This window comes from Sphingomonas sp., assembly GCF_019746665.1.
Lineage (GTDB): Bacteria > Pseudomonadota > Alphaproteobacteria > Sphingomonadales > Sphingomonadaceae > Sphingomonas.
Window position 1 is genome coordinate 1 of sequence record NZ_JAIERS010000027.1, and the last position, 2,500, is coordinate 2,500.

Sequence of the window (2,500 nt, forward strand, 5' to 3'; positions counted from 1 at the left end):
GTGTGGCGCCCCCGGCCCCCCCCTCGTGGTGCCGTGCGGGCGCGGGGCGCCCCCCCCCCCCCCCCCTGCCGCGAGAGCGCTCAATCGACGACGGACAACTCCCGGACCGGCCCCTCACCCAACCCTCTCCCCTGAAGGGGAGAGGGCTTATCCGCGCCGTCCTGAATGACGCCGCCCGCGAGCTTGCCGCCGTTTCCCCCACGCCGCGGCTCGATGCCGAGCTGCTGATGGCGCACGTGATCGGCGCCTCGCGCGAACAGCTGCTGCTGCGCCACCTCGACGACCCGGCGCCGCCCGACTTCGACCCGCTGCTTGCCCGCCGGCGGGCGCACGAGCCCGTCGCCTATATCACCGGCCGCCGCGCCTTCTGGACGATCGAGCTCGCGGTCGGCCCCGGGGTGCTGATCCCCCGGCCGGACAGCGAGACGCTGATCGAGGCGGCGGTCGCGCATTTCGGCGCCGCCGGCCCGGCTCGCGTGCTCGATCTCGGCACCGGGCCGGGCACGCTATTGCTCGCCGCGCTCGCGCAGTGGCCGGGGGCGACCGGGCTGGGCATCGACGCCTCCGCGACCGCGCTCGAATATGCGCGCGCCAATGCCGAGGCGCTGGGGCTCGCCGAGCGCGCCACCTTCCAGCTGGGCGACTGGGCGGCGGGGGTGACCGAGCGCTTCGACCTGATCCTCGCCAACCCGCCTTATATCGGCACGGACGAGGCACTGCCTGCTTCGGTCGCGGATTATGAGCCCGCCGCGGCGCTTTACGCGGGACCGGCGGGGCTGGACGCGTACCGCGTACTACTCCCTCAGCTTTCGGCGCGGCTCGCGCCCGGCGGTGTCGCCCTTGTCGAGATTGGCGCGCGCCAAAGCGCGGCGGTCGGCGCGATCGCGGCGGAGGCGGGCCTGAAAGCGTCAATTTTACAGGATCTTGGTGAAAGAGACCGGGTCTTGCGTTGCGACGGTTGAACCGGCGGTGACCAGGCCATATTTGTGCTTGGCGATTGGATGGCCACCCGCTATTGCTTGGCCCGGGGCTCGCGTTGATCTCAACTTGCTCAAGATAAGCGCGCCGCCGCCACCTCCTTCGTCATCAGGCCGTTACCGTCGGGCGGCCCGCGCTTGCGCCTTACGCGCGACAGCAGGCGAAGGGGGAAGCCCGCCGGAGCAACGCCAGGGTCCAAAGGCACGAGGATAAACTTGATCAACAATCGTCAGGCCGGCCGCCGTCGCGGTCGTGGCGGGCAGCGCTCGCAGGGTAACCCTGGGCGTCCCGACAACGGCAACCGCATCGACAATCGCGCGCGGGGCAATGCCGCGCAGCTTTTGGAGAAATACAAGAATCTGGCGCGCGAGGCGCAGATGCAGGGGGATCGGGTCAATACCGAATATTACCTGCAATTCGCCGATCACTATTTCCGCGTGCTGGGTGAGAACCGCGCCCGCTTCGAGGATCAGCGCCGCAGCCGCGAAGACCAGTTCGACGGTGACGAGGACGAGGATTTCGAGGGCGAGGCGATGGCCGACGACTGGGTCGACGGCAATCGCGGCGAACAGCGCTACGGCAATGGTCGTGATGGGGGCCGCGATGGCGGGCGCGAGTCCGGCCGCGACGGCAACCGAGACCAGTATCGCGAGGATCGCCGCCCGCCACGGGATGAGCGCCGCTTCGCCGATACCCCCCGCGTGAGCAGCGAATCGCCCGCCGCGCCGGTCGAGGCGCAGGCGCCGCTGTCGGCGGAAGGAGAGGACGCGCCGCGCCGTCGCCGCAATCGCCGCGCGTCGCGTGCCGAGACTGGCGGCGAGGCCGCACAGCATGACGAGGCCGAAGCGCCCGCCGCGATCGAGGCCGATCGCCTGCCCCCCGCGCTGGGGGTCGGCGAGTCCGAGCCGGAGGCGGAGCCCAAGCCGCGCCGTCGCCGCACCCGCGCGCCGGCGACCGAGGCCAGCGCCGCCGAGTAAGCGGCGCCGTGTTATCCGGATAAACTCTTGTGGGCGCCCCCAGCCACGGGGGCGCCTTTTTCATTGCCGCCGGTCGACATCCTCGTCGTGCCCGGTGCCTGAACTCAGGAACACCAACCCCATCAGCGCCGCGGTAAGCAGCGCGGTGCCGCCGAACCCGCCGATTGCCGCGAGCACCGTCACCCAGTTGAGCGGACCAAACATCAGTTCGAGCGCGGCGAGCGCGCCGAGCACCACCAGCAGCGCGAACCCCGCCATCCATTTCATCAACCGGCGATAGCGCCGCCAGGCATGGGCGCGCGCGGCGGGATTGTTCAGTCCTTCGGCCATTGCTTCCCATTGGCGGGCAAAGGTGAAATCCTCAAGCACGATGCGACTCGGGGGCCTGCCCCGGCGACAAGGAGAGGAAGCGATGACGATCGCGGCGATTTTGGCGGGCAAAGGCCATGAGGTGATCGGGCTCGATCCCGAGCAGAGCGTCCAGTCGGCGGCGGCGATGCTCGCCGATCGCCGGATCGGCGCGGCGCCCGTGCTCGAGGGCGGGC

The 2,500-nt window shown here is 70.6% G+C and carries 4 protein-coding genes (1 of these 4 cut by a window edge); 3 read left to right on the top strand and 1 reads right to left on the bottom strand.

The genetic code is table 11. The features are described from left to right. Positions 1–149: 149 nt before the first annotated feature. Both prmC and K2X73_RS15115 read left to right on the top strand, forming a co-directional pair. Positions 150–962 (top strand): peptide chain release factor N(5)-glutamine methyltransferase, encoded by an 813-nt coding sequence (gene prmC, locus K2X73_RS15110; RefSeq protein ID WP_294112181.1) that lies wholly within the window; start codon positions 150–152, stop codon positions 960–962. Positions 963–1,193: 231 nt separating this feature from the next. Then, positions 1,194–1,955 (top strand): DUF4167 domain-containing protein, encoded by a 762-nt coding sequence (locus tag K2X73_RS15115; protein ID WP_294112174.1) that lies wholly within the window; start codon positions 1,194–1,196, stop codon positions 1,953–1,955. Positions 1,956–2,015: 60 nt separating this feature from the next. Here K2X73_RS15115 and K2X73_RS15120 read toward each other — a convergent pair whose 3' ends face one another. Beyond that, complete coding sequence (locus K2X73_RS15120) at positions 2,016–2,285, bottom strand: hypothetical protein (protein ID WP_294112177.1); 270 nt, start codon at positions 2,283–2,285, stop codon at positions 2,016–2,018. Positions 2,286–2,367: 82 nt separating this feature from the next. Between K2X73_RS15120 and K2X73_RS15125 the strand changes: the two genes are divergently transcribed. After that, positions 2,368–2,500, top strand: partial view of a CBS domain-containing protein gene (locus K2X73_RS15125; protein WP_294112179.1) — the start only. The gene runs 296 nt beyond the window's last position; the window shows 133 of its 429 coding nt (coding positions 1–133); the start codon lies at positions 2,368–2,370; the stop codon falls past the right edge of the window.

Coding starts and splice junctions, on each gene's coding strand:
- K2X73_RS15120 (WP_294112177.1), bottom strand. CDS start 2,285: ATGGCCGAAGGACTGAACAATCCCGCCGCGCGCGCCCATGCCTGGCGG.